Source organism: Alicyclobacillus acidiphilus NBRC 100859, from assembly GCF_001544355.1.
GTDB lineage: Bacteria > Bacillota > Bacilli > Alicyclobacillales > Alicyclobacillaceae > Alicyclobacillus > Alicyclobacillus acidiphilus.
On sequence record NZ_BCQI01000026.1, the window covers coordinates 17,852 to 41,067 of the forward strand.

Here is a 23,216-nt window from a genome sequence, read left to right on the forward strand (position 1 = left end):
ATGCCCATACGTGTAGGCGTGATTGGTGTTGGATCCATTGCTGAGATTGCCCACCTTCCGAACTACCGCAAGAATGACCAGGTGGTTCTTGCCGCGGTCGCGGATTTCAACGAGCAGCGCGCTCAATCGGTGGCCAACAAGTTCGGCGTTGCGGCGGCGTATACCGACGTTGAACAAATGCTTGCGAACGAAAACATCGACGCGGTCAGTATCTGTACCCCGAATACCAGCCACGTTCCGTTGGCGCTGACCGCGATTCGGCATGGTGTCGACGTCTTGTTGGAAAAGCCCTTATCGACGGATTACAGCGAGGCCAAGGCACTCGTCGCGGAAGCGGAGAAGGCAAACCGCATTTGCATGATTGGTATGCCGCACCGGTTCCGCAACCAGGCGCGGGCTTTGAAGCATTTGGTCGATGCGGGAGAGCTCGGCGACATCTATTACGTCAAGGCGAAAATTCTCCGCAGGCGCGGAACGCCGACGGGGTGGTTCACGGATCGTTCGAAGTCAGGCGGCGGATCGTTGATGGACATCGGCGTTCACGCGCTCGATCTCGCCTGGTGGATCACAGGCATGCAAAAGCCCGCCAAGATCTCTGGCCAGTTGGTCCAGGGGATTGGCAAGTACAATACGCTCATGACCGGGCGTTGGAAGTCGGCCGATGCCGCAAACCAGGACAACTCCGTGTTCGACGTGGAGGACTTCTCGACCGCGTACATTCGCTTTGAGAATGGCATGGTCCTCAGCCTGGAAGTGAGCTGGGCCTTGAACGGTCCGCAGGACGATGCCGTCAAAGTGGACGCGTATGGGACAAAAGGCGGAATTTCGCTGGAACCGCTTTGCTACTACGGCGAACACAATCAAGTGTTTGGCGAGGCAAAACTCGATGTGGTTTCCAACGATTTTTATGAAGAGGAGATCAACCATTTCGTCGATTGCGTCGTTCGCCGCAGCACGCCGTTGATTCCGCCGTCGCAAGGGGCGGCAGTGGTGCAGATGCTCAGCGGTATTCGTCAATCGTCCGAATTGCGCAGAGAAGTGGATGTCGAAGAAATCGAAGTATGATGACCGGTGAGCCGAGGATAGAGGAGGACATGGCGATGGATTTGTGTGTGAGCATGTGGAGCGTCCACAGAAAGTTTTACAACGACGGTTGGAGCGTGATCGACTTTCTTCAGTTTTGCCATGAAGCGGGCGTTCAACATGTGGAATTGCTGGATTTGTTCTGGCGCGACGCCGATACCGAGGTCCCGGCGGTTCTCGAATATCTCCGCAGCCACGACATGAAGGTTGCGGCGTACGCCGTGACAAACGACTTTGTCCACACCGACGTCGCGAACCGGGAATCGGCTTTGCAGGCTGTACAAAACGGCATCTCGTTCGCCAAAAAACTAGGAAGCCCGGTTGTCCGCGTATTCTCTGGCGATTTAAAAGAAGGTTACGACTTTGAATCTGCCTTCGGTTATATCGTGGAAGGGCTGAAGGCCGCCGCTGCCGAAGCGGGGGACGACGTCATTCTTGCGTTGGAGAATCACGGAAAACTGGCTGGACGCGGCGATCAGGTCAAACGCGTGATTCTGGAAGTTGGTTCAAACGCGCTGAAATCGACATTCGACGTCGGCAATTTCTACCTGGTTGGCCAGCAGCCGATGGAGGCGTTGGCTCAACTGTCCGGCTATCTCGGTCACGTTCACGTGAAAGACTTTGTGCCGAGTGACAAGGGCCTGCTTGCGACGACGGGTGAATATTTCGCTGGCGCGGCATGCGGCCAAGGGATTGTGCCGTTCAAGGACATCTTTTCGATGCTCGACACGATCGGCTATACAGGGGCCCTGTCGGTGGAGTACGAAGGCGAAGGAGACGAGCTCGAGGGCGTTCACGCCAGCCTGTCATTTTTGCGGAGCCTGAGGAGTACGTCCGCCCAAGGCGTCAATTGAGAGGTGTATGAGCTATGTTCCGAGTAGGACTTGTCGGCTGCGGCACGATTGGCAGTGTTCACGCCCAAGGGTACACCCGTATGGAGGATGTCGAACTTGCGGGCATCGTTGAGGTTCGCGAGGATCACGGCCGTGCGATGGCGCAGTTGTTTCACACGACGTGGTACCCGACCATCGAGGCGCTGTTCGAGGAGGCAGAGGTCGACGTGATCGACATCTGCGTTCCGACGTACCTCCATCGCGGCTACGTGGAGACAGCGGCCCGAGCGGGCAAACACGTCATTTGCGAGAAGCCGATGGCGCGGACTTTGGCTGACGCGCAGGCGATGATCGACGTCTGCGAGGAAAACGGCGTGCGATTGTTCATCGCGCAAGTGTTGCGCTTCTTTCCGCAATATCGGAAGGCGTACGAGTTGTTGCAGGCTGGCGCGGTTGGCCAGGTAGGCACGGTGCGGACAACCCGCGGCGGCGTCTTTCCGACATCGTGGAACGACTGGTATGCGAGCGCGGAGAACAGCGGCACGTTGATTGTCGACATGATCATCCACGACTTTGACTTCTTGCGGTGGTGTTTTGGCGACGTCCGGCGGGTTTATGCGAAGAGTCTGCGCGGGCGCGATTTGAATCGGCTCGATCACGCCTTCGTCAGCCTTCGCTTCGAAAACGGCGTGATCGCCCACGTCGAAGGCACTTGGGCCTATCCGTCCGGTTTCCAGACCCGGCTTGAGATTGCGGGGACGGGCGGCGTGTTGGAACACGTCGGCGATGAGGAAATGCCGATTCACCTCTCGCTGCGCGAACGGATCGGCCGATCCGAAGGGGTCGCCGTACCTGAAAGTCCGCTGGCGAAAGATCCGTATCAGTTGGAGCTGGAACACTTTTTGGCGTGCATCCAGTCTGGAGCAGAGCCGATTGTCACCGCAAGGGACGCTTACGAGGCCTTGCGGATCAGTCTCGCGGCCCTGGAATCGGCTGCGACCGGCCGTCCAATCGAGCTGGAGGTGAGATCATGAAAGTCGGAATCGTCAGCTTCGCGCACATGCATGCCCATTCGTACGCAAACGCCCTGCAATCCATCAAAGGTGTCGAGTTCGCGGCCATTGCGGATGATCTTCCAGAGCGGGGACAGGCTGCCGCAGATCAATACGGCGTTCGGTACGTCGGCGACTATCCGGCGTTGCTGGCTGAGGACATCGATGCACTGATTGTCTGCACGGAGAACGCAAGGCATGCCGAAGTCGTGATCGCCGCAGCCAAGGCGAACAAGCACATCCTGTGCGAGAAACCGATCGCGACCACGCTGGCTGACGCGCAAGCGATGATCGTCGCCTGTCGGGAATCCGGCGTGCTGTTGCAAACCGCTTTCCCGGTGCGCTTCCATCCTGCGGTTCAGCGGGTCAAGCGGCTCTTGGAGCAAGGGCGCGTCGGACGGATTTTGGCGATGCGGGGCACCAACCGCGGGCAGAACCCGGGGGGATGGTTCGTCGATCCGGCTCTGTCCGGCGGCGGCGCAGTCCTGGATCACACCGTCCACGTCGTCGATCTGATGCGCTGGTTCACCGGCAGTGAGGTCCGCGAAGTGTACGCCGAGATCGACACACGCTTTCACGACTCGCTCGCGGTGGACGATTGCGGGCTGCTGACGCTGGAATTCGCAAACGGCGTGATCGCGTCGCACGATCCGAGTTGGTCGCGATGCGCCTCCTATCCGACGTGGGGCGACGTGACGGTGGAAATCATCGGCACGGAAGGAACGCTCTCGCTGGATGTCTTTCGTCAACATATGCTGCTCCACAGCGATCTCAGCGGACACACCACACACGAAAATTGGGGAGACGACATGGACTCGTTGCTCGTCGCGGACTTTATCCGAAGCGTAGCTGAACGAAAGGCTTCGCCGTCCGTAACGGGCGAGGACGGTCTGCGCGCGCTCGAAGTGGCCCTCGCGGCCTATGAGTCAGCGACATCGGGTCAACCAGTGCGGATTGGATAATCCGCCTGGTTGGTCCTTCCCTGCTGCTTCAGGCGGATCGACATCGCGCGAAGGGGCATGTGAGGGTCTCACGGCCGTAAGGGTCTCCCGCCGCGTTTCGATCCCGCCCATGGATAACACCACCAAAATAGCCCGATCCTCCCTTGTCCGAATTTCGACAAATGCAAACAAAGTGATACAATTTGCCTCATTTGCGTAGGAATACTATTGCTTCTTTGGCTGTTCGGCCAGTAGACTAGGTGTGAACTTATTAGACCTCGTATAATGCCGAGAATATGGCTCGGCAGTCTCTACCAAGTGACCGTCAATCACTTGCCTACGAGGACGTTGTGAATGGTGGCGTGCGGATCCTTGCGCGGCTCCCGCTCTGGGTACCTGATGGTGGTTCCGGCGTGAGTGCCTGCGTCTCGGCATTGCCTGAAATACTTTCTCGCGACGCCCTCTACTGGTGAAGTTGACTGACGAGTCCTCACTGGCAGGGGTCTTTTTCATTTCTAGGGGGAGTCGAGGAGATGGCTACAAAGATATCGCAAGCGTCGATGTCGAACGCTGCGCAGACCGATGCCGCATTCCATCTGGAAACCGAGGGTAACGGCATCATCTCGCAGGATAAGAGACACGGCATGCCGCGAGAGCTGTTTTTCGTGTGGTTCGCCGCAGTATTGACCTACACGGGTGTCATCACAGGGCAATTGTTCACTTCGCTCGGCTTGAATGTGTGGGAGAGCTTGCTCGCCGCGCTGTTTTGTTCCTTGTCGTTCGCAGTGCTCGGGTTTGCTTGCGCCGCCGGTCCCAAAGCCGGCACTGTCACGCTGACCATTTCCAGGGCGGCGTTTGGCGTCCATGGCAACAAGGTTCCGGCATTCTTCAGCTGGTTGACCGCCGTCGGCTGGGAAAGTGTCACCATGGTTCTGACCGTGTGGGCAATTTTGAGCCTGGCTCAATATGTTGGACTTCCTTCAAGCGGTGTTGGCCCGACGGTCGTTTCGCTGATCATCACCTTGATCTTGACCTATACCGTGCCCATCCTGGGTCATGCGACGTTGGTCACGATGCAGCGGATTCTCGCATTCGTCTTGGGCATCTGCGCAGTGATTGTGGTCTTCGCCGTGCTGCCGTCCGTGCACTGGGGATTTTCGACGCCAGTCAAGGATATGGCCGCGCATGGCTCCTTTCCGACATTTTTGCTCGCGCTCTCCATTGGCCTGGCTAGTACGTTCTACGGATGGGTCAACTTCGCGGCGGATTATTCGCGCTATCTTCCGACGGAAACGCCGACCCGCCGCATCGTGGGCGTGACGTTTTTGGGCGGCGGTATCGCCAGCTTCGTGATGATGGGCCTCGGCATTTTGTTGGGGACGTTCGTCAATCCCACCGCTTTTGAAAGCAATCCTGTCCTCGCGATCGCGAAGGCGATTCCCGCATGGGCGGCCATTCCGTTCCTGATTGCCGTCGTGATCGGCGATATCTGCGCAAACTACTTGAACGCCTACAGCTCGGGCATGAGTTTCTTGTCGATGGGCGTTCGTCTCAAGCGGTATTGGGCGGTGGCGATTGACGGAGCCATCTGTACCATCATCGGCATTTACGCGCTCTTTTTCTCCAATAATTTCGTAACGTTCTTTCAGAACTTCCTCGACATGATGATTATGGCCATCGGGCCATGGGCGACGATTTTCCTCGTCCATCACTTCATCCATCGCGGCAAATACGATTCAGACGCGTTGGTCGATACGGCGCCGGGATCGACCTATTGGTTTACCGGCGGCGTCAACTGGCGGGCGATGATTGCGTTTATCATCGGTATCGCAGCAACCTTCTTCACCGCAAACAGCGCGTTGTGGGTGAGCCCGCTGTCGAACGCCTGGTTCGGCGGTGCCGATTTGACCGCGTTTGCCGCCCCGATCGTCACTGGGCTGGTGTACTTCATCATCGCGGACAGGAAAAGCAAAATCGGCCGCGAATTGAAGGCGGTCGCTTCCTAAGCCTTCGTGAGCTTGGTCGAGGCATCGACGAGGGTCATGGCTCGGCATCGCGATCGCGCCTCCGCGGCGCTCGCCTCGGGCTTCCGGTCACACTCGCGGGCCACGCTAGCGGGCTGCGAAGGCAAATAAGCCGTCTCAGGCCGCTTAAGTGTGTCGAATCGGCGAATCTGTGCGGAATAAGGGGGGGCCAGGCGGCTTAATCGGCTGAAATCGCGCCATTCCGGGATAAATGAAGACAAATAAGCGGCGTGGGGCCGCTTATTTGTCTTCGATCCGGCGGATTCGCCGGAATAAGCGGCTGAGCGCCGCTTATTCGCCCGCCCGGCGCTCCCCTGGTGCCTCCGCCCTTGCCGCCTCCGCCCCCCAACCCGCCTGGATTGCTCATGGATTTGCGCGGACATCTGCCTGCATCAAACGTTTGCGATAGTCGAGCGGCGTGCAGTGATTGAAAGAACGGAACACGCGGATGAAGTAGCTGACGTCTTGAAAACCGAGATCGAGGGCGATGGACGTGATGCTCCGATCCGGATCCTCCAGCATGCGCGTCGCGTGTTGCACCCGTCTTTCGTTGATGTAGCGCATGGGTTTCTGCTGCGTCATTTCTCGAAAGAAGCGGCAGAAGTGGCCTTCGCTCATGTGCGCTTCGGCCGCGAGTTCGTCCAGGCGGAGGCGGTCGCTGAGATGTTCGTCGATGTAGGTGAGGACGTGCTTGAGGCGATCGAATTTATCCTCCTGAAATTTGTTTGTTTTTCGATCACCGTCGTACGCGTTGTGCTGGTACAACTCGGCCAAGATGGAATAGAGATGCGATTTGATGCGCATTTCAAACGCGATCGGCCGCGTCAGAGACAGATCGCAGATGCGCGACAAGTCGTGCAAGACGGCGTCGGACCAAACGGAGCCTGGACGTACGAGCCGAGGGAAGCGGTAGCGTTTTTCGACGAATGGCTGGATGTACTGGTGCTGGATCAAATCGTACCGGGCGCTGTCGAGCAAACTTAGGTCGAACACGATGGCATTGCACTCGCTCGGCAAATCATCTGGAGCGATCATACTGTGGAGTTCTTCGCCGTTGATCATGACTGCCGAACCTTTCTCGATGTCCACCCAGTCGGTGCCCACTCGAATTCGCACCGTGCCCTCTGTCACGAGAACAAACTCGGTTTCCGCGTGCCAATGAAGATTGACAGGCTGCTGCTTCGGTCCCCGAGTCAGGACGACCTCATAGACTTGCAAATGGAACATGGTTGACCCATGTTCACGGATTTCCAGCAAATCTCGCGATTCCATAAGGGCCAGCACCTTCCTTCGAGCGACGGCTGTTCAGATGCTAAAATTGTACCGGTTTTCATCAGGAAAGTTCAATTTATCCTCATGAGATGTAAGTATAATGCGAATCATCGACGCTGGGGGCGTTCTCTCCAAGTGACTTTTCACCAATCATGTGAGCGCTTTCAATCATTTCATCCATCTTCCTTATACCAATTTCGCAACGTCAGGTGGTCAGCTTATGAAATTTACAGACGGAAACTGGCTCACGCGCGAGGGCGTGTCGATTCACGCGTGTGCAGAAGCTTACGAAATCACGAGGAGCGCGGCATCGTTGGACGTGTTCGCGCCATGCCAGCCCATTCGCCATCGCGGCGCGACGCTTGCGGGGCCGGCCTTGACCTTGCGCCTTTCCTCGCCTATGCCTGACGTCATTCGAGTGCAGGTTTACCACTTCAAGGGTCAGCGAAGGCCCGGTCCAAAGTTTTCGATCTCGACCAGTGACTGCGCGGTCTTGACTGCGGAAACCGAATCCGATGTCGCGCTGACGTCCGGGAATTTGACCGTCCGCGTCCGAAAGGGCGGCGACTGGGGCATCGAGTATTTCGGACACGGGGATCGCCTGACAGGAAGCGGGCGCAAAGGGCTGGCGTATGTGCGCGATCGCGGCGAGCCGTACATTCGCGAATTGCTCGATCTCGGCGTGGGCGAACAGATTTACGGCTTCGGCGAACGGTTTACGCCGTTTGTCAAAAACGGACAGACCGTCGATACGTGGAATCGGGACGGCGGCACGAGCACAGATCAGGCGTACAAAACGATCCCGTTTTACTTGAGCAGCCGCGGCTATGGTGTGCTCGTGAACCATCCGGAAAATGTGGAGTTTGAAGTGGGATCGGAGCACGTCTCGAAAGTGCAGTTCAGCGTGGCGGGCGAAGATCTCGACTATTTCATCATCTATGGGCCGACGCCGAAAGAAGTCATCGCGAAGTACACGGCCCTCACAGGGCGTCCGGCCTTGCCCCCTGCTTGGTCGTTTGGCCTTTGGCTGACGACGTCCTTCACGACGAATTACGACGAAACGACTGTCATGCATTTTATCGATGGGATGGCAAAGCGCGGCATTCCTCTGCGCGTGTTCCACTTCGATTGTTTTTGGATGCGGGCGTTCGAATGGTGCAGCTTTGAATGGGATCGGGATGGGTTCCCGGATCCGGTCGGCATGTTGCGCAGAATCAAAGACAAAGGGCATAAAATCTGCGTGTGGCTCAACCCGTACATTGCCCAGAAGTCCCAGTTGTTCGATGAGTGCGTGGAGAAGGGCTACCTGCTCAAACGGCCAAACGGCGACGTGTGGCAATGGGATTTGTGGCAGCCGGGCATGGGCATCGTCGATTTCACGAATCCAGACGCCCGCAAATGGTACAGCGATCACCTTGCAAGGCTGATCGACATGGGCGTCGACGCGTTCAAGTCCGATTTCGGCGAACGCATCCCGGTGGACGTCGTTTACCACGACGGATCGGACCCAGTGAAAATGCACAACTACTACAGCTATCTCTACAACCAAGTGGTCTTTGAGACGCTGCGCGACAAACTTGGCGAACAGGAAGCGGTCGTGTTTGCGAGATCAGCCACGGTGGGCGGACAAAAGTTCCCTGTCCACTGGGGCGGAGATTGTTCCGCGTCGTACGCTTCGATGGCGGAGAGCCTGCGCGGCGGCTTGTCGCTCGGCATCTGCGGCTTCGGATTTTGGAGCCACGATATCAGTGGATTCGAAGATTCCGCGACGCCGGACCTGTACAAGCGCTGGGTCGCGTTTGGCATGCTGTCGAGCCATAGCCGACTGCACGGGAACTCGTCCTACCGCGTGCCGTGGCTGTTCGACGAGGAAGCGGTGGACGTCCTCCGCCATTTTGCGAATCTGAAGAATCGCTTGATGCCGTACCTGTTCGCGAAAGCCGTGGAGGCGAAAGACACAGGCGTACCCATGATGCGCGCGATGTTGCTCGAATTTCCGGACGATCCGGCGTGCGAGCATTTGGATCGGCAGTACATGCTCGGCGACGCGCTGCTCGTCGCGCCGATTTTCCGAGAAGACGGCAAGGTCACGTACTATCTGCCTGCGGGAACTTGGACACATCTGTTGAACGGCGAGCGCGTGAGAGGTGGAACGTGGCGGACGGAGAAATACGATTACATGAGTCTGCCGCTGTTTGTGAGGCCGAACACCCTGCTCGCGGCGGCGGAGAGTGCGGCGCAGGCCGATTACGACTATACGGATGGCGTGGAATTGCATCTGTTTGCGCTGGACGACGGCGCCGCGGCGAATGCGAATGTGTTCACCAAGGAAGGCGAACTTGGGTTGGCGGCAAGGGCGACCCGTAACGAGCGGACCATTACCGTGCAGGTTCGCGGCGACAAAGCGACCCATTGGACCGTTCGTCTGCATGGCATCGACGGCGTTCGCACGGTCCTTGGCGGCCGTGTGGAGCAGACGGAGGAAGGCGTCAAATTGATTCCGGACGAGGGGCGGACGGAACTGGTCGTTGAATTGTGACGGACAGCGCCCTGACGGCTTCCGAATGAGAATGGAGGATATCGATGATCAACGCGAAACTCCCCAAGATCTTCTACGGCGGCGATTACAACCCAGAGCAGTTCTATCTTGAGACACTCGAGGAAGACATCGAGATGCTGAAACAGGCTGGCATCGACATTGCGACGCTCGGCGTCTTCTCCTGGGCCTTGATGCAGCCAGGGGAAGACACGTTTGATTTCGCGTGGCTGGATACCGTAATCGACCGTTTGTACGAGAATGGCATCTACGTCTGTTTGGCGACGCCAACGGCTGTGCCGCCTGCCTGGATGGTGAAAAAGTATCCGGACATTTTGCGCGTCGATTTCGAAGGCAGGCAGCACAAGTTCGGCGGCCGCGCCAACGCTTGTCCACACAGCCCCAGCTATCGGCGGCAATCGGCCCAAATCGCGACAAAGCTGGCAGAGCGCTACTGCCATCACCCGGCCGTGCTGGTTTGGCACATCAGCAACGAATACAGCGGAGCCTGTTACTGCGACAAGTGCGAGCGCGCCTTCAGGGTGTGGCTGAAAGATCGATATGGATCGTTGGACGAACTGAATCGGGCTTGGAACACCCGTTTCTGGGGACACACGTTTTACGATTGGGATGAAATTGTCGTTCCGAACGTCCTGAGTGAACAATGGGGTGATCGGGCGACAGCGTTCCAAGGCATTTCGCTGGATTACATGCGGTTCATGTCCGACTCCTTGTTGGCGTGCTACCGCCTGGAACGCGACGCCATCCGCCGCCATTCGCACGATATCCCCATCACGACGAACCTCATGGGCACGTACAAACCACTCGACTACGTTCGGTGGGCGAGGGAGATGGACATCGTCTCCTGGGACAATTACCCCGCCTACGATACGCCCGTCAGCGTCACCGCGCTGCGCCACGATCTGATGCGCGGATTGAAGGACGGCCAGCCATTCATGCTGATGGAACAGACGCCGAGCCAGCAAAATTGGCAGCCGTACAACGCTTTGAAGCGCCCGGGCGTCATGCGCCTGTGGAGTTACCAGGCGGTGGCGCGCGGGGCGGACACCGTGATGTTCTTTCAGTTGCGCAGATCGATCGGCGCCTGTGAAAAATACCACGGTGCTGTGATTGCGCACGCGGGCCGCACGAACACGCGCGTCTTTCGGGAAGTGGCCGCGCTGGGGGAGGAACTGCAGAGACTGGGGGACGCACTGCTCGATTCCCGCGTCGAGAGCCGAGTCGGCATCCTGTTCGACTGGGACAACTGGTGGGCTGTCGAGTTCTCCAGCGGACCGAGCCGCGATTTGCAGTATCTTCGCGAAGTGCAGAAGTACTACGACGCATTTTACCGACACCATGTGTCTGTCGATATGATCCACGTCGACAGCGATTTTTCCCAGTATGACGTCGTCGTGGCGCCGGTTCTGTACATGGTGAAACCGGGTGTCGCGCGACGGTTGGAAGATTTCGTGAGCGCAGGCGGAACGTTCGTCACGACGTTCTTCAGCGGACTCGTCAATCAGAACGATCTCGTCATTCAAGGCGGTTATCCCGGCGAGTTGCGAAAGCTGCTCGGGATTTGGGTCGAGGAGATCGACGCGTTGTTGCCCGACATGCACAATCGCTTTGTCGTTTCGTCTCCCGCGGGGGCGGTTGAGGGCGAGTATCGCTGCGGTATGCTCTGCGATCTCCTGCACAGCGAAGGCGCCGACATCGTCGCCGTGTACGGACACGATTTCTACAAGGGTATGCCGGCGGTCACGCGCAACCCATTCGGCAAGGGGCACGCTTGGTACGTCGCATCCAGCCCGGAACCGAGTTTCCTGGACGATCTCGCCGCGACGATTCTTCAACGGCACGACATCCGTCCGCCTGTCGCCGCACCTGCCGACGTGGAGGTCACGGTCCGGCGGAAAGGCGCTTCATCGTACACATTCCTGTTGAATCACGGGGACGTGGTTCATACGGTCGATCTCGGCGATGGGACATACAAGGATCTGCTGGGCGGGGGAACCGTCACGGGCCAGGTGCGCGTCAATCCGAAGGACGTCTGGGTGCTTGAATCATGAGCGATGCCCCGAGCGCACCGGACAGTCTGAGGTTGTGGTACACATCTCCGGCTCGGGAGTGGACGGACGCCCTGCCGCTCGGCAACGGCAGGATTGGCGCCATGGTCTTTGGCGGCGTGGAGCGGGAGCGGATCGATTTGAACGAAGACACGCTGTGGTCAGGGTATCCGCACCGCCAGCCGATGCCGCACGCGAAAGCGACCTTGGCGGAGATTCGTTCGCTCGTCGTGGCCGGTCGCTACCAGGAAGCGCACGAGTTGAGCCGGCGAGTCTCCGGGCCATATGGCGAATCGTACCTGCCGCTTGGCAGCCTGCTCCTTTCGTTTGAGCACGGAGATCTCGCGGCGGATTACGAACGGAGTCTCGATTTGGCGGCCGGGATCGCGAGAACCCAGTACGCCATTGGGGCGACGCGGTTTCAGAGGGAAGTTTTCGTGTCGCACCCGCACCAGGTCATGGTGGTCCACCTCTCGTCAAATGGCCCGTTGCGTCTGAACTTTACCGTGAGGTTCGACGGCAAATTGCGGTATTCCGTTCGCCAGGAAGCGGGAGATCTCGCCATCGACGGCGTGACCCCGGTCCATGTCGCGGCCAGTTATCAGGAATCGGACAATCCCTTGCAGTACGCCGATTCACCGACGGACGAGCGGCAGATGCGATTTCACGCGCGGACGACGGTGACCAGCTGCGACGGGCGGCTCGAGTGGTCCGGCGACGGGCTGCGCGTCGTGGATGCCCGCGACGTGACACTGCTGTTTGCGGCCGCGACGAGTTTTGCGGGTTTCCATCGGATGCCCGGTCGAGCCCCCGGAGCCGATGGCGGCGTCGACGAGATCTGCCGCGTCGAAGCGCAGCTCGAAACCGCGAGGGTGCACGACTATGCGGCTTTGAAAGCTGCGCACGGCCAAGATCATCAGTCGTTGTTTGGCCGGACCGAATTGCGGCTAGGGCTGGAGGACGGCGGCGGGGACGCCCATCTGCCCACGGACGAACGGATCATTCGGCATGGGGCGAACGATGCCAAGTTGATCGAACTGTTGTTTCAGTATGGGCGCTATCTGTTGATCGCGAGCTCGCGGCCGGGATCGCAGCCAGCCAATCTGCAAGGTGTTTGGAACAGCGAGACGCGACCGCCGTGGTGCAGCAATCTGACGCTCAATATCAACACGCAAATGAACTACTGGCTCGCCGAAACCTGCAATCTCGCCGAGTGTCACGAACCTTTGTTCCGCATGATCCGCGAACTTGCCGAGAATGGGCAGCGGACGGCCGCAGATTACGGCTGTCGCGGTTGGGTCGCGCATCACAACACGGATTTGTGGCGGATGACGGACGCCGCCGGCGGTTGCGGCGAAGGCAATCCATCGTGGTCGATGTGGCCCATGGCCGGTCCATGGCTGTGTGCGCACTTGTGGGACCATTACCGCTTCTCCGGGGACGATGTCTTCTTGCGGGAGACGGCCTATCCATTGATGCGCGGCGCGGCCTTGTTTGCGCTCGATTGGCTGGCTGCGGATCCGTCAGGGAAGCGGCAGTCGATTCCGTCGACTTCGCCAGAGCACGGTTTCATCACGGAAGATGGGCAGTCGAGCGCCGTTTCGGCGAGTTCCACGATGGACGTCATGCTCCTCAAGGAACTGTTCACGCACGCGATTCAAGCAGCGGAATTGCTCAATCTCGACGAATCCCTGCACTCACAGTGGCAGCGCGCAGTCGACGCCCTGCGTCCGCTCGCCGTCGGAAAACACGGCCAGTTGCAGGAGTGGTCTTGCGACTGGGAGGATTGGGAAGAGCATCATCGCCACGTCTCCCATTTGTACGGCGTATTCCCGGGTTATCAACTCACCTTGCCAGGGAACACGCATTACCTCGACGCCGTGAAGCGCAGTTTGGAGCGGCGCGGAGACGAAGGCACCGGTTGGAGCCTGGCCTGGAAGGCGTGCCTGTGGGCTCGGCTCCGCGACGGTGATCGGGCGTGGAAACTGCTGGACCGGATGCTGACCATCGTGGGGGAAGCGAATCTGGGCTATCGCGGCGGCGGCGTGTACCGCAACCTGTTTGACGCCCATCCTCCGTTTCAAATTGACGGGAACTTCGGGATTGCGGCGGGTATCGTCGAAATGCTGGTGCAGTCTCATCGCGGCGTGATCGAACTGCTGCCCGCGCTGCCGTCGGCGTGGAAGCGAGGCGCGCTTCGCGGGATACGGTGCCGCGGCGGCTGCGAGATTGATCTCGACTGGGCCGAAGGCGTCTGGACCAAGGTCGTCGTCCGGGCCACGCGCGACGGCGTTTGTCGGATGGAAACTGACGGCGAACCTGGAATTGCCGTCCGTCAGAATGGCGCACAGGTGTATTATGAAATGGAACAATCCGTGCTGGCGTTCCCTGTCATCCAGGGCGGTACGTATGTCATCACACGATCCGCGACATAAAGGAGGCATTCCTATGCCGTATCTATCACTCACGTCCTGGAGTCTGCACCGCAGCTTGGGACCGCTTCGAATGACCCAATGGGACGAAGGTGCTCAAACCCATATCATGGAAGAGGTCCCGCAGCCTGATCTCATTCAACTGCTTGATCTCCCACGTCTCGCCAAAGCGCGAGGGATTCAGGCGTTGGACATCTGCCATTTTCACTTTCCCAGCACTTCGTCCGAATATCTGGCGTCCCTGCGACAGGCTTTTGTCGATCACGGCGTCGAGTTCTACACGTTGCTCGTCGACTACGGGGACATCTCGACCGCGAACGCGGTTCGTCATCAGGCCGACATCGGCTTTATCGAACGCTGGATTGACATCGCTTCGCAAGTCGGCGCGAAGACGGTTCGAGTGGTCGCTGGCGAGGCCCATCCAGCGGATCGCGACGGCTTGCAGCGAGCCGCCGTCAGCCTGCAGCAGCTCTCGAAGCATGCCAAGAATCGAGGCGTCACCGTGGTGACTGAGAACTTCCGATCCTTGACGTCGACAGCGGCCAATTGCGTTTATCTGCACGACGCGTGCGGCGGTGAGCTTGGTTTTGTGTGCGACTTTGGCAACTTCAAAGGTTCAGACAAGTACGACGCCATCGCGGCACTCCTGCCATTTGCCGTCTCGGTCCACGGCAAGGCGCAATACGACGATCACGGCATGCCAGACGAAGCAGAATATCGTCGCTGCTTGGACCTCGTCCGTGAAGCCGGATTTGCGGGCCCCATCACGCTCGTGTACGATGCGCCGGGAGACGAGTGGGAAGGCATTGCGCGGATCCAGCGGATCGTCGAAGATTACTTGTGACGTCGGCGGCCTGTGACGGCGCGAATGGTCATTGGAACGGTGAACGCGCATCGCGATCAAACGCCAACCATCGGAGGGATATCGGAGTGCGACTAAAAGTGATTGCGAGAAACGGCGGGCAAACCGCGACATATGAATGCGAATCCGATGTCGTTCCGCGGGTTGGCGAGAAGCTTTGGCTGGGCGATCACCAATTTGAGGTCGCCGATGTCGCGTACTACATCGGCGGCGTTTCGTCGGCCTTGGAACACATCGTCATTCACGCGAAATACAAAGCAAGTCCTCAAGGAACCTTCGAGACGTTCAAGCATTGGGCGAAACGGCTCGACGGCTGACATGAACCCCTGAACGAGGGGGTGAGCCTGGGTTCAGCCGTTCCCCCCTCGTCCGCTGCGCCGCATTCACCACCTCATCCATATGTATCCATTTAAAAATTTTGCTTGAACATCGAAAGCCATCTCGGTATATTAAGTACATCGTTTTAGTAAAACGTTTTCGTATATCGTTTTCATCAAAATTTTCATGGAATGGTCATAGCCATTACATAGGATGCTTCTGGTACACGGTCCGTGAACGACACGAGTTTGGGATATCCGGCTTGGGTCTTGCGCCGAAGTAAATCATAAAGAGGCATTCGGTAATGGCGTACGACACGAATCAGGGAGGGGCACGTTATGAAACGTTGGGGCATCGGATTGCTCATTGGGTTGGGTGTTCTGATCAACTACTTTGATCGGACAAACCTGTCGGTCGCCCAACAACCGTTATCCAATCTTTATCATTTGAATTCAGCCCAAATGGGTGTTGTTTTGTCGGCGTTTGGCTGGTCGTACGCCGCGTTTCAAATTCCGGTCGGCCTGCTGCTGGATCGAATCGGGGTGAAATGGCTTTCGCGACTCGGTTCCGTGTTATGGTCAATCGCGACTTTTCTGACCGCGATGGTGAGTGGTATGGGTCTCATCATTCTCGCCCGTGTGTTGCTCGGCGTCGCGGAAGCGCCGGCGTTCCCTGCCGCGTCCAAGGCCACTGGGTATTGGTTCCCCGTTCGCGAACGTGGGTTGGCGACATCGATCTTCGACGCGTCGGCGAAGTTTTCGAATGTGATCGGCACGCCGCTCATCGCGTGGGCGGTGACCGTTTGGGGATGGAAAGGCGGATTTTGGTTTACGGGTGTCTTGAGTGTCGCGTATCTCATTCTGTACTGGTCATTTTATCGCGATCCAAAGGACTCCAAGCTTTCTCCGGAAGAGGCGGAATTACTGCGCGAAGGTGGAGCGCAACAGACAGGTGTCGCGCCTGGCGGCGTGGCAAGAAATATGGGGTATTTGCTGAGCCGCCGAAAGATCTGGGGACTGACGCTCGGTTTCGCGGCGTACGGCTATTCGTTTTATCTGTTTCTGACTTGGCTGCCAGGCTATTTGGAAAAACAGATGCACATGACCATTTTAAAGTCCGGTTGGTACACTGCTGGTCCATGGCTGGTCGCGACCATCACCGACCTGGTGATTGGTGGATGGTTGGTTGATAAACTGATCAGCCGGGGTTACGATGGGACACGTGTTCGACGAACCGTCTTGATTGTGGGCATGATCCTTGGGCTCGCTGTCATCCCGGCAGCGTACACCTCGAATCCCAATATCGCCGTCATCTGGATTGCCGTCGCCCTCGGCGGTCTCGCGTTCTCGGCGCCTGTTGGCTGGAGCATTCCGTCTCTGATCGCGCCGAAGGGAACGGTCGGAATCGTGGGCAGTATCATGAATTTCGTCAACAACTTGATGAGCATTGCGGCGCCCATCGTGACAGGGGTTGTGGTAAACGCCACGGGATCGTTTCAATCCGCGTTTGTCATCGCGGGCTTGGTGTTGATTTTGGGGATTTTGTGTTACGTCTTTATGCTTGGGCGAATCGAAACGATCCCATCCGCCTTTGCAGAATCGGACGACCGCAGCTCGGAACCTTTGTCAAGGTAGTGGTGAAATGAACAAGCAGGTTTGTATCGTCGGTCTGGATCTGGGAACAACATCGTTAAAAGCGGTGGCGTACGCCTTGGATGGCGGCGAGATCGGGAGCCATTCGGTTTTGGTGGAGACGTCGCGAGATGAGCATGGAAAAGCGGTCCAGCAGCCGGAATCCATTTTTCAGGCCGCGACGGATTCGCTGCGGCAGTTGGCTTCCTCGCTGCGGGAGCAGGGCGTGCAGGTCGCGAGCCTCGGTTTCAGCGCCGCGATGCACTCGTTGATCCCGATGGACCATCAGCATCAGCCGTTGTTTCCGGCCATGACCTGGATGGACGCCCGGCCGGGCGAAGAAGCGCAGAACCTGTGGGCTGCGGACATTGGCAAAGACATCTATCGGCGTACCGGGACGCCCATTCATGCAATGGCGCCTATCGCGAAGATCGGCTGGTTGCGCTCGCATCACCCGGATATCTTTGCGAAGGCGAGCAGATTTGTTTCCATTAAGGAATATGTGTGGCACCGCTGGTTTGGCCGCTGGGAAGTGGACTACGCCATGGCTTCCGCGACCGGCCTGTTCGACGCGGACACGTTGACATGGTATCCGCCCGCGCTTGAGTGGGCGGGCATCGAAGAGAGGAATTTGGCGACGCCTGTGCCGCTGTCTTACGCGCGATTGGCCGAGGAACTGCTGGTCGATCTCGATCTGCCCTTCGCCCCCGACGCGAAAATCTGCATCGGCGGTTCGGACGGGGTACTGGCGACACTCGCCGCGGGCGTCATGGACGGAAAATCGATGATTTTGACGCTGGGGACCAGTCTGGCCTTGCGCATGGGGCTGCATCGACCGCACACGGACGTGGTCAGCCGCACGTTCTGCTATATTCTCGACGAATCTCATTACGTGCTGGGCGGTCCGAGCAACAGTGGCGGGGTCGTGCTCGACTGGCTGTATCGGAATGTGTTCACCGTCGATGGCGAAGAGTTCGACAAACGGTTTCCGGTGTTATGTGAAGAAGCGGGAGACGTCGAACCGGGCGATCTGTTTTGCCTTCCGTATCTCTCTGGAGAACGCGCGCCCCTGTGGGATGAATCGGCGTTCGGGACGTTTGTTGGACTCAAAATTCACCATCGCCAGGTTCATCTGATGCGCGCCGCCATCGAGGGGATGCTGTTCAACGCGTATTGGATTGCCCAGACGTTCACCAACGCCTTGGGCAAGCCCGACAAGCTGATTGTCTCCGGCAAGTTGTTTCAGCAGGGGTGGGTCCGCCAGTGGATCGCCGATCTATTTCAACTGGCCGTCGAGACCCAGGCTGAAATCGATGGAGCGACGTATGGCGCTGCCCTGGTGGCGGCGAAGGTGGCGGAGCTTGATTTGGCGCCGCCCGCTCTGCGCCAGGGCGACGTCGTGCAACCGCGCGAAGAACACGGTCCTCTGCTCCATGCCCGCTTCAACCAATATCGCGCCTGGTGCGAACGCCTCGGACTGATCTGAGACCTGCCGTCACAGCGTGGAACCGCCCGGCACCAAGGTGGACGGGATGATATGGGTCTCGCCGCGAGGGGAATCTTCATCCAATGGATCCGAAGTTTCGATTTCGCCCTTGATTCGCTCCAAGACGACATTGGCGGCCAATGTTCCCATCTCCTCAACCGGCTGGCGGATGCAGGTGAGCGTCGGCTCCACCAAGCTTGCCCAGTCCGGTTGATCGAACGTGGCGAGCCCCATTTCGCGCGGAACACCGAAGGCCAGTTTGCGCAGCGGTTTATACAATTCAATCATAATGAGGCCATTGGCTGTGTACACGGCGAATGGCCTTTCGTTTGCCATCGACTGGATCGCGTTCGTGACATGGAGCATGGACTCCGAGTTTTCCCGATCAACATGGAATACCATAGGTGGCACGCCATAGGATGAGCACGCTTCGGTGTACCCGCGGAGTCGATCCACGCGCGTAGGGACAGCCGCTTCAGGCTCCGTCACGTAGATGACCTGGCGATAGCCTTGTCCCAGCAGGTGGCTCGTCATCTCGAAGGAAGCTTCGGCGTTGTTCGTGATGAGGTTGGTGACGCCATCGATCTCGAACGCCCTGTCCACCAGCACGACGGGCACCTGGGCCGCGATGGTCGCGAGCAAATCGTTGTTGTCCCCAGTTGATTGCAGCACCATCGCGTCCACGCGCTGTGAAAACATCGATTGGATGACGTCCCGCTCGACCTCCGCAGCGCCTCCCGTCTCGGCGACAAACAGGTGATATCCGTGGACCGACAGCACGCGGCTCAGGGAGCGCAGAAAGCCCACGCAAAACGGGTAGCTCATGTTGACCACGATGGCGGCAACCGATTTGGTCTGGCTCGCTTTGAGCCCTCGTGCGAGCGCGTTGGGCCGATAGCCCAACTGATGAATCACGTCTGCGATTTTCTGTTTCGTCGCGGCGCTCATCGAATCGAATCGGCCGTTGAGGAAGCGGGATACCGTTGTAATCGACACACCTGCTTCGCGCGCGATATCCTGAATCGTCGCCCGTTTGTTCACGATGGTTGCCTCCTTGCCGTGTTGGCTTGTCATATCCATTCGAGGAACTCCAGCCGATTGCCGAATGGATCAGTTACATAGATTCGGTCCGCCCATATCCCGATGCCGTCATCGAGGCTTGCTATGCAGTCCTCATTTTTCCACAGCCACCATCGTCACGGTGACAAGCACACAGAGCGCGCCAATCATCGCCGCAAAGCCCATATGCACATGCAGCGAGACCATCGCGATGATGGAAGCGGACAGCGGCTCGCCGCACGACAGGACGCTTGCCTCCCCTGGGGAAATGTAGCGCAGACTGGCGATATATACGTAGAATGCGACAAACGTCCCGAATAGGACGACGAAGGCGGTGAGCCCCCAGGTCGTGATCGATCCGGCACCGACGAAGGCCCACGGAGGCGATACGAACGATATGCCGATCCCGCCAATCAGCATCCCCCATCCCACAGTCGCCGCAGGGCCGTATTGCTCGAGCAGCCGTTGCGGGTACAGCGAGTAGAACGCCACCGCGATCGCGGAAATCAGTCCCCAGACGACGGCCATCGGCGAAATGGAGAAGCGGTGGAAGTTGCCGTCCGTGACGAGCAACGCCGCGCCGACGAGGGCCAGGCAGACGGAGGCAGTTTGCGATGCTCGGGGCAAACGCCGCTGCCGCAACGATAGGAAGACCGTGATGAACACGGGGCCGAGATACTGAAGAATGGTGGCCGTGGCCGCGTTGCCGTAGCGGATTGACGCGAAATAGGCGTATTGGACCCCGAGCAGCCCGACGATTCCAAACAGCACAAGCCGCAGGGCATCTCCGCGCTGAGTCCAAACTCGCAGGACCGATCTTGGCCCGGAGCGGAAGGCCACACACAGCAGCAAGAGGATGCCAGCGGCGCTCATTCTGGTTGCGACCAGCCAATCGGGGCGCACGCCTGCTCGTTGAAACAGCACTTGTGCGGCTGTTCCTGAAATGCCCCACAGAACTGCCCCCAACAGGACCATCGCAAGTCCTTTCAGGTGTTGGAGCCGTTCGCGGTTGAAGGGCAAGTTCAAGGATCCCTCTGGCTGATTCAATGGTGAACCTCCTGTCGAGCTGCTCGATTCACGTTATCGAAGCAGCGATTCGCCCTCGTGCACGAGTGTGCCGAGATCGTCGCCTTCGCAGATGCGCCGCATCGAGCCGACGGATTCAAAGTTGAAGATGTGCATGGGAAGGCCGTGATCGCGCGCCAGTAGAATTGCGGACTGGTCCATGACCTGAATATCGCGGGAAATCACGTCCCTGTAACTGAGCTTAGCATATTCCCTGGCGTCCGGATGCTTCTTTGGATCCGACTCGTACACGCCGTTCACGCCATGCTTAGCCACCAATATCGCGTCGCAGCGCGTCTCAATCGCGCGCTGGACGGATGGATAGTCTGTCGTGACGTACGGTTGACCGTTGCCGCCAGCGAAAATCACGATGTAGCCTTTCTCCAGGTGATGGATGGCGCGCAGCCGGATGTACGGCTCGGCCACAGCGTTGATAGGCACCGAAGTCATCACTCGAACCTCTCGTTCCGTCTTTGAACTCAGCACGCCGCGAAGCATGAGGCTGTTGACGACTGTCGCAAGCGTGCCGATGTTGTCCGCTTCCGCTCGCTCAATGCCCCACAAATCGGCCATATTGCCGCGGAAGATGTTCCCGCCGCCCACGACGACGCAGACTTCGACGCCAAGGTCGGCCACCGCAAGCAGCTCCGACGCGATGTGATTGAGTCGATCCGGCGCAAACCCGAACGACGTTTCTCCTGCCAAAGCTCCGCCGCTGAGTTTGAGCAAAACGCGTTTGTACCTGGGCATGACACATTTCCTCCTCGGTTTGAACGTTTAGTCATCTCGGAATAACTCGTGCAGCATCTTCTCAGGGGCATGCAGAAATTGCTTCGATATGATGTAGTGTGACGTGTCATGATAGTCGATGGGCTCGATCCTTTCGCCGTCAAAGCTGAGCAACGTCGCCCCAGGATAGCCTAACAGGATGGGCGAATGCGGGTCGGCGATTGGACAGCCGTCTGTGAAACAAGTTGAGGAACGATTCACCGTGGGATTGTTCGTGCAACGATCGACCGGCGTACGCTGCATACGGATCGACCCTGGCTTCCTTGACGGTGTCGTCCAGGTAGCTGGCGAAATTGAAGAGACTCTCGCGCGGAAGAAGAACCCATCTGTCGCGTTGGGCAACCAACTCAGCCGCAGGTATTCGGACGACGGTGCTTCCGTCGCCACCGTGGAAAATTGATTCCCTCTCGATCCGCCCTCGGCATTGAATCCAGCCTCCACCGCGATCGCTTCCAGCAGCAATTTGGATTGGATCATGAACTTGGGTTGCCCGCATGGATTGTCAATCTTCCATCATTATACTGAATCCTGAAACCTTCAATCGTAATTTTAATTTTCTCTAGTACAATGGAGATGAAATGTCGGAGGAGGGTTTGTATACGATGAAACAAGTCGCCCAAGGTATTGCTATGCTAGATCAGATTGTACAATTTGGCGAACATCAGATGGAACTGCACCCAACCTTGTTGTGGGATGACGATCACGCCATTTTGGTCGATACCGGAATGCCTGGCCTATTCCCGTCGCTCCGCAAGGAAATCCAACAGGCCGGTGTCTTGTTCAACCATCTTTCCAAAGTGATTCTGACGCACCAGGATGTCGATCACATTGGAGGCGTCTCAGAACTGCTGGCTGCTTCGGAACATCCTGTCGAGGTTGTGGCCCATCCGGTGGACAAGCCGTACATCGAGGGAGAGAAGCCGCTCATCAAGCACGATCCCTCTCGTGGCCCCGCACCAAGCTCGAAGGTGGATGTCACCGTCGAGGACGGCGATGTCTTGCCGTACTGCGGCGGCATCACGGTGATCTTTACGCCAGGTCATACGCCGGGTCACATCAGCCTCTATCATCAGGCGAGCAAAACGCTGATCACCGGCGACGCGATCATCTCCAACCAAGGTCAGCTGATTGGCCCCAATGAAAACTTCACGCCTGATTTGGATCTGGCGTGGAAGTCGATCTCCAAGTTTACGAACTACGATATCGAGACTGTCATCTGCTACCACGGCGGCCTCTGCACAGACAACGTCAACGAACAGTTCCGCAAGTTGGCGGAAGCGCACGCCTAAACCGCGTCATCGGAGCGGGATCGCCATTCACCGCGCATATGACCCGCATATGTAAATACAGCGTCACCTGGACCAGTGTAGAGACGGTCGGGTGACGCTTTTGTCGTTATCTTCTCATTATACAAGGTGAGAACAGCAGGAAGAGGAAGGGTTTGGTTGCAGTGAACTGCTGCAAATCATATTCCAAGTACGTTTAATACAGTGTAGGCAGTGAGGTGGAGAAGACAAGTTGAACAACGCACTGAGCGCTCAGGAATCCGTTCTTTCACTCTATGAGTTGAATTCAACGACATCTATCGGTACGCAAGGCTCACGCTCGGAGATCCAAATGACGTATATGACGTGGTTCAAGAAGTGTTCGTAAGTGCCCTCCGTCACTGGGGGAGTTACGGAGAAACTTCAAGTCCCAAAACGGCTTCGGCGAAGTGGCTGTGAGACGCGGCCGCTCTAATTCGCGGTCGAAATAAGCGTTCGA

At 58.0% G+C, this 23,216-nt stretch carries 19 protein-coding genes and 1 riboswitch; of the genes, 14 read left to right on the forward strand and 5 right to left on the reverse strand.

The features are described from left to right. From AAC01S_RS10820 to AAC01S_RS10840, 5 genes are all read left to right on the forward strand, one after another. Positions 1–1,065, forward strand: coding sequence for a Gfo/Idh/MocA family protein (locus AAC01S_RS10820; RefSeq protein ID WP_067621875.1), 1,065 nt, complete (start codon positions 1–3; stop codon positions 1,063–1,065). A gap of 35 nt (positions 1,066–1,100) precedes the next feature. After that, complete coding sequence (locus AAC01S_RS10825; protein ID WP_067621878.1) at positions 1,101–1,937, forward strand: sugar phosphate isomerase/epimerase family protein; 837 nt, start codon at positions 1,101–1,103, stop codon at positions 1,935–1,937. 14 nt (positions 1,938–1,951) lie between these two features. Further along, a complete protein-coding gene (locus AAC01S_RS10830; protein WP_067621881.1) occupies positions 1,952–2,950 on the forward strand; it encodes a Gfo/Idh/MocA family protein in 999 nt (332 codons plus the stop codon). Further along, positions 2,947–3,930 carry a Gfo/Idh/MocA family protein gene (locus tag AAC01S_RS10835; protein WP_067621884.1) on the forward strand — a complete coding sequence of 328 codons (984 nt, stop codon included), beginning with the start codon at positions 2,947–2,949 and terminating at the stop codon, positions 3,928–3,930. Before AAC01S_RS10830 ends, AAC01S_RS10835 begins: the two co-directional genes overlap by 4 nt. 237 nt (positions 3,931–4,167) lie before the next feature. Further along, positions 4,168–4,269: riboswitch (purine riboswitch) on the forward strand. A gap of 173 nt (positions 4,270–4,442) precedes the next feature. Beyond that, a complete protein-coding gene (locus tag AAC01S_RS10840) occupies positions 4,443–5,915 on the forward strand; it encodes a purine-cytosine permease family protein (protein WP_067621887.1) in 1,473 nt (490 codons plus the stop codon). A 381-nt stretch (positions 5,916–6,296) separates the two neighbouring features. Here the strand turns inward: AAC01S_RS10840 and AAC01S_RS10845 are convergent, their stop codons facing one another. Next, positions 6,297–7,205 (reverse strand): AraC family transcriptional regulator, encoded by a 909-nt coding sequence (locus AAC01S_RS10845; protein WP_169794035.1) that lies wholly within the window; start codon positions 7,203–7,205, stop codon positions 6,297–6,299. Between the two features lie 220 nt (positions 7,206–7,425). On the opposite strand from AAC01S_RS10845, the gene yicI reads away from it, so the two are divergent. The 7 genes from yicI (at position 7,426) to AAC01S_RS10880 (ending at position 18,539) form a co-directional block, all read left to right on the forward strand. Continuing rightward, a complete protein-coding gene (gene yicI, locus AAC01S_RS10850; protein ID WP_067621890.1) occupies positions 7,426–9,744 on the forward strand; it encodes an alpha-xylosidase in 2,319 nt (772 codons plus the stop codon). A gap of 44 nt (positions 9,745–9,788) precedes the next feature. After that, positions 9,789–11,813, forward strand: a complete 2,025-nt coding sequence (locus AAC01S_RS10855; RefSeq protein WP_067621893.1) for a beta-galactosidase — start codon at positions 9,789–9,791, stop codon at positions 11,811–11,813. Beyond that, positions 11,810–14,245 (forward strand): glycoside hydrolase family 95 protein, encoded by a 2,436-nt coding sequence (locus tag AAC01S_RS10860; protein ID WP_067621895.1) that lies wholly within the window; start codon positions 11,810–11,812, stop codon positions 14,243–14,245. The genes AAC01S_RS10855 and AAC01S_RS10860 overlap by 4 nt, the downstream gene beginning before the upstream one ends. Before the next feature lie 13 nt (positions 14,246–14,258). Continuing rightward, positions 14,259–15,086, forward strand: coding sequence for a sugar phosphate isomerase/epimerase family protein (locus AAC01S_RS10865; protein WP_067621898.1), 828 nt, complete (start codon positions 14,259–14,261; stop codon positions 15,084–15,086). 86 nt (positions 15,087–15,172) lie between these two features. Beyond that, entirely contained in the window at positions 15,173–15,421 is a 249-nt protein-coding gene (locus AAC01S_RS10870) for a hypothetical protein (RefSeq protein ID WP_157071139.1), read from the forward strand. Between the two features lie 339 nt (positions 15,422–15,760). Continuing rightward, positions 15,761–17,056 (forward strand): MFS transporter, encoded by a 1,296-nt coding sequence (locus tag AAC01S_RS10875; protein ID WP_067621904.1) that lies wholly within the window; start codon positions 15,761–15,763, stop codon positions 17,054–17,056. Positions 17,057–17,063: 7 nt separating this feature from the next. Beyond that, complete coding sequence (locus AAC01S_RS10880; RefSeq protein ID WP_067621907.1) at positions 17,064–18,539, forward strand: gluconokinase; 1,476 nt, start codon at positions 17,064–17,066, stop codon at positions 18,537–18,539. Between the two features lie 9 nt (positions 18,540–18,548). Here the strand turns inward: AAC01S_RS10880 and AAC01S_RS10885 are convergent, their stop codons facing one another. The 4 genes from AAC01S_RS10885 to AAC01S_RS10900 form a co-directional block, all read right to left on the reverse strand. Continuing rightward, positions 18,549–19,619 (reverse strand): LacI family DNA-binding transcriptional regulator, encoded by a 1,071-nt coding sequence (locus AAC01S_RS10885; protein WP_245630179.1) that lies wholly within the window; start codon positions 19,617–19,619, stop codon positions 18,549–18,551. 93 nt (positions 19,620–19,712) lie between these two features. Further along, positions 19,713–20,645 (reverse strand): DMT family transporter, encoded by a 933-nt coding sequence (locus AAC01S_RS10890; RefSeq protein ID WP_245630180.1) that lies wholly within the window; start codon positions 20,643–20,645, stop codon positions 19,713–19,715. Positions 20,646–20,678: 33 nt separating this feature from the next. After that, the gene (pyrH, locus tag AAC01S_RS10895) at positions 20,679–21,413 is read right to left on the reverse strand and encodes a UMP kinase (RefSeq protein WP_067621910.1); all 735 of its coding nucleotides are present in this window, start codon (positions 21,411–21,413) and stop codon (positions 20,679–20,681) included. Between the two features lie 27 nt (positions 21,414–21,440). Next, positions 21,441–21,929, reverse strand: a complete 489-nt coding sequence (locus tag AAC01S_RS10900) for a hypothetical protein (RefSeq protein WP_067621913.1) — start codon at positions 21,927–21,929, stop codon at positions 21,441–21,443. A 125-nt stretch (positions 21,930–22,054) separates the two neighbouring features. Between AAC01S_RS10900 and AAC01S_RS10905 the strand changes: the two genes are divergently transcribed. Both AAC01S_RS10905 and AAC01S_RS20230 read left to right on the forward strand, forming a co-directional pair. Next, a complete protein-coding gene (locus AAC01S_RS10905) occupies positions 22,055–22,741 on the forward strand; it encodes an MBL fold metallo-hydrolase (RefSeq protein WP_067621916.1) in 687 nt (228 codons plus the stop codon). Positions 22,742–23,032: 291 nt separating this feature from the next. Beyond that, complete coding sequence (locus AAC01S_RS20230) at positions 23,033–23,176, forward strand: RNA polymerase sigma factor (RefSeq protein WP_083511713.1); 144 nt, start codon at positions 23,033–23,035, stop codon at positions 23,174–23,176. The last annotated feature ends 40 nt before the right edge of the window (positions 23,177–23,216 follow it).

Coding starts and splice junctions, on each gene's coding strand:
- AAC01S_RS10860 (WP_067621895.1), top strand. CDS start 11,810: ATGAGCGATGCCCCGAGCGCACCGGACAGTCTGAGGTTGTGGTACACA.
- AAC01S_RS10885 (WP_245630179.1), bottom strand. CDS start 19,619: ATGGATATGACAAGCCAACACGGCAAGGAGGCAACCATCGTGAACAAA.
- AAC01S_RS10855 (WP_067621893.1), top strand. CDS start 9,789: ATGATCAACGCGAAACTCCCCAAGATCTTCTACGGCGGCGATTACAAC.
- AAC01S_RS10825 (WP_067621878.1), top strand. CDS start 1,101: ATGGATTTGTGTGTGAGCATGTGGAGCGTCCACAGAAAGTTTTACAAC.
- pyrH (WP_067621910.1), bottom strand. CDS start 21,413: ATGCCCAGGTACAAACGCGTTTTGCTCAAACTCAGCGGCGGAGCTTTG.
- AAC01S_RS10865 (WP_067621898.1), top strand. CDS start 14,259: ATGCCGTATCTATCACTCACGTCCTGGAGTCTGCACCGCAGCTTGGGA.
- AAC01S_RS10900 (WP_067621913.1), bottom strand. CDS start 21,929: ATGATCCAATCCAAATTGCTGCTGGAAGCGATCGCGGTGGAGGCTGGA.
- AAC01S_RS10845 (WP_169794035.1), bottom strand. CDS start 7,205: ATGGAATCGCGAGATTTGCTGGAAATCCGTGAACATGGGTCAACCATG.
- AAC01S_RS10830 (WP_067621881.1), top strand. CDS start 1,952: ATGTTCCGAGTAGGACTTGTCGGCTGCGGCACGATTGGCAGTGTTCAC.
- AAC01S_RS10840 (WP_067621887.1), top strand. CDS start 4,443: ATGGCTACAAAGATATCGCAAGCGTCGATGTCGAACGCTGCGCAGACC.
- yicI (WP_067621890.1), top strand. CDS start 7,426: ATGAAATTTACAGACGGAAACTGGCTCACGCGCGAGGGCGTGTCGATT.
- AAC01S_RS10905 (WP_067621916.1), top strand. CDS start 22,055: ATGAAACAAGTCGCCCAAGGTATTGCTATGCTAGATCAGATTGTACAA.
- AAC01S_RS10820 (WP_067621875.1), top strand. CDS start 1: ATGCCCATACGTGTAGGCGTGATTGGTGTTGGATCCATTGCTGAGATT.
- AAC01S_RS10875 (WP_067621904.1), top strand. CDS start 15,761: ATGAAACGTTGGGGCATCGGATTGCTCATTGGGTTGGGTGTTCTGATC.
- AAC01S_RS10835 (WP_067621884.1), top strand. CDS start 2,947: ATGAAAGTCGGAATCGTCAGCTTCGCGCACATGCATGCCCATTCGTAC.
- AAC01S_RS10880 (WP_067621907.1), top strand. CDS start 17,064: ATGAACAAGCAGGTTTGTATCGTCGGTCTGGATCTGGGAACAACATCG.